Source organism: Alkalimonas mucilaginosa (genome assembly GCF_036327005.1).
Classification (GTDB): domain Bacteria; phylum Pseudomonadota; class Gammaproteobacteria; order Enterobacterales; family Alteromonadaceae; genus Alkalimonas; species Alkalimonas mucilaginosa.
The window spans coordinates 1-503 of the sequence record NZ_JAUGZK010000053.1; the positions used below are offsets into that span (position 1 = coordinate 1).

The 503-nt window shown below is 49.5% G+C and carries 1 protein-coding gene; it reads right to left on the reverse strand.

Annotated features, from left to right (window positions below; translation table 11 throughout):
• Window positions 1-426: transposase (locus QWF21_RS18100; RefSeq protein WP_330089434.1), on the reverse strand; the 426-nt coding region annotated here is incomplete at its 3' end.
• Window positions 427-503: the final 77 nt, after the last annotated feature.

Genomic DNA, 503 nt, shown 5'->3' on the forward strand with positions numbered 1-503 from the left:
GGTGGTGCCACCTATCAGACGTTTCTCGATGGCCTGCTCCACAATACGGTCGAAGATGCGTTGGAACACATCGGTACCATTAAAGCGACGGATCCGATTTTGGCTCAGGGTGGATGCGTCTGGGACCTTTTCAGTCAGGCCCATGCGCAAGAACCAGCGGTAGGCAACATTGACCTGAATTTCCTGCATCAAGCGGCGTTCACTGGGTACACCAAACAGATAGCCAAGAATCATGATTTTGAATAAGCGAACCGGGTCAATCGGCGGACGGCCGTTGTCTTTGCAGTACAGGTGCTCGACTTCTTCACGAATGAATTCGAAATCAATGGCAGCATCGACTTTACGAACGAGGTGGTCTTTGGGGACAAGCTCTTCGAGTGTCACCATTTCTAATTGGTACTGTTGAGGTGAGGGAGTTTTGAGCATAGAAGGTAGCCTCTAAATCAACTACCCCTATTAGATCAAAGTCCTGGATCTACGTCCAGGACTTTGTCATCAGTCTG